Origin of the sequence: Salipiger marinus (assembly GCF_900100085.1) — a bacterium.
GTDB classification, from domain to species: domain Bacteria; phylum Pseudomonadota; class Alphaproteobacteria; order Rhodobacterales; family Rhodobacteraceae; genus Salipiger; species Salipiger marinus.
Map to the genome: position 1 here is coordinate 1 of NZ_FNEJ01000086.1, position 1,889 is coordinate 1,889.

General features: G+C 69.1%; 4 protein-coding genes. All 4 read left to right on the top strand.

All coding sequences use genetic code 11. The annotated features are described in order from the left end of the window. Nucleotides 1-414 (top strand): hypothetical protein (locus BLR51_RS27960; RefSeq protein WP_089852603.1); only part of this gene is annotated, 414 nt, incomplete at its 5' end. Nucleotides 415-418: 4 nt separating this feature from the next. Continuing rightward, complete coding sequence (locus BLR51_RS26955; protein ID WP_089852604.1) at nucleotides 419-721, top strand: head-tail joining protein; 303 nt, start codon at nucleotides 419-421, stop codon at nucleotides 719-721. Further along, nucleotides 718-1,398, top strand: a complete 681-nt coding sequence (locus BLR51_RS26960; protein WP_089852605.1) for a DUF6441 family protein — start codon at nucleotides 718-720, stop codon at nucleotides 1,396-1,398. The genes BLR51_RS26955 and BLR51_RS26960 overlap by 4 nt, the downstream gene beginning before the upstream one ends. Continuing rightward, nucleotides 1,395-1,829: a hypothetical protein gene (locus BLR51_RS26965; protein WP_089852606.1), complete on the top strand. Its 435-nt coding sequence runs from the start codon at nucleotides 1,395-1,397 to the stop codon at nucleotides 1,827-1,829. Before BLR51_RS26960 ends, BLR51_RS26965 begins: the two co-directional genes overlap by 4 nt. The last annotated feature ends 60 nt before the right edge of the window (nucleotides 1,830-1,889 follow it).

Genomic DNA, 1,889 nt, shown 5'->3' on the forward strand with positions numbered 1-1,889 from the left:
ATGATGACCGCCGCCTTCACCTATCAGCTCGGCCCCTCGGCCCGGCGCACGCTGCCCGCCGGATGGTCCGGCATGGTGCCCGCCGCCATCGCCACGCGCCTCGAGGCCGAGAAAGCCGGGGCCCGCGTGACCCTCGAGGAGGAAGGCGATGCTGTCACCACCAAACCGCTCAAACCCGCAGCCACCTCGGCTGTCGACGCCAAACCGTCTGCCTCTGCGGCCCCGGCAGACAGCGCAACCAGGGATCAGGTTCGTGCATCGCAAAGTCCCGCAATCGCTGCCGCGACCAGCGCCGCCGCGCCCGCAGCCGCAGAGCCCGGATCGCCCGCTGCCCCGGCTGCGCCGGAGGCGGGGGGCGCTTCCGATCCGACATCGGGCGGCACGGCCGACCCGTCGGACAGCACCGGGGCCTGACGAGATGGACCCCTTCCTGCACGCGGTGGAGGACAGCTTCGCGCGCCACGGCCTCCCCGCCACGCTCGATCCCGACGGCGTGGCGGTACCGGTGCGCCTGCTGCCCGCCCGGCCTGACGAGATCGCGAGCCTAGGCGAGCTGCGCGTGCAGAGCGCCACCGGGCTTTTCGAGATCCTCGCCAGCGCCTTTGCCGGTCATGGCAGGGGGGCGGTGCTGCTGATCGGCGCGGAGCGGCGCCGCGTCCAGCATCACCGGATCCGCGATCCGCGCCGCTACAAGGTGCTGCTCGACACGGTGCCGGCATGAGGGGCCCGCGCCTTGAGGCCGCACTCCAGGGCGATCTGCGCCGCTATCTGGAGGAGGAGCTGGACCTTGCGAAGCGGGCGGTGACCAAGGGCGTTCATAAACAGGCCACCGTCTTGAAGCATGCCCTTAGGGCAGATGTGATCGCAGGTGGACTGGGACGTAGGCTTGCGAGGAGTTGGCAGCAGGAAAACTACCCGAAGGGCAATGTGAGCTTGAACGCCGCGTCCTATGTCTTTTCGAAAGCCGAGAAGCTTGTTGCAGCCTTTGAAGAGGGCGCCACGATCCGGGCCAGCAAGACGCGTTTTCTGGCAATCCCAACCCCGGCGGCGCCAAAGTCGGGACGAAAGGGCGTTCGCCTGACGCCGTCGAATTTCCCTGAAGACCAGTTCGGACCGCTCCGGTTTGTCTATGTCAAGGGCGGAACCTCCCTTCTTGTGGTCGACAACCAACGCGAGCGGCGCGGCAAGCGCGGCGGCTACGCGCTGTCGCGCAGCAAACGGGCCCTGGCCAGCGGTCATGGCCTGCTCACCGTGCCGATGTTCTTTCTGGTCCCACAGGTCCGGCTGCGCCGCCGCCTCAACGTGCAGGCTGTCGTCACCTCGGTGACGGCGGGGCTTGCCCGCGAGATCGACGCAGCCTTTCAGTCGCAGGGCCCCCGGCGGCGGAGGCGGCGATGACCAGCCGTCACGAAGCCGCGCTTGATGCCATCCTGTCGGCCCTGGCGCCGCTCGCAGCACAGGTGATGCGCGAGGAAGATCTGCCGGTGCTCTGCCCGCCCGAGGGGCTGGTCAATCTTGTCCCCGAAGACCCCGAGGAGGAGGGCCAGCAGCTTGGCACCGGGATCCGCGAATGGTCCCGCCTGGTCGAGCTCGAATGTGTCGTACAGGCCGCCGAGGGCCCGGCGCGGGCGGCGGCGCTGGACATATTGCTGTCGGAGGTTGCGGCGCTGCTGCTGGCGGATCGCAGCCTTGGCGGCACCGTCAGCTGGTGCGAGCCCGGCGCGCCGCAGGCCAGCGACACCGTGCCCATGGAGGGCGCGGAAAGCCTGAAGGGCGCCGTTCTGCCCGTCACCCTTTTCTACGAAACCCCCCAGAATCCGATGGAGTGATCCCATGCCCAATGCCCGCGGAAACGAGGCCCGGCTCCTCGCGCGCCGTCAGCCTGCCTT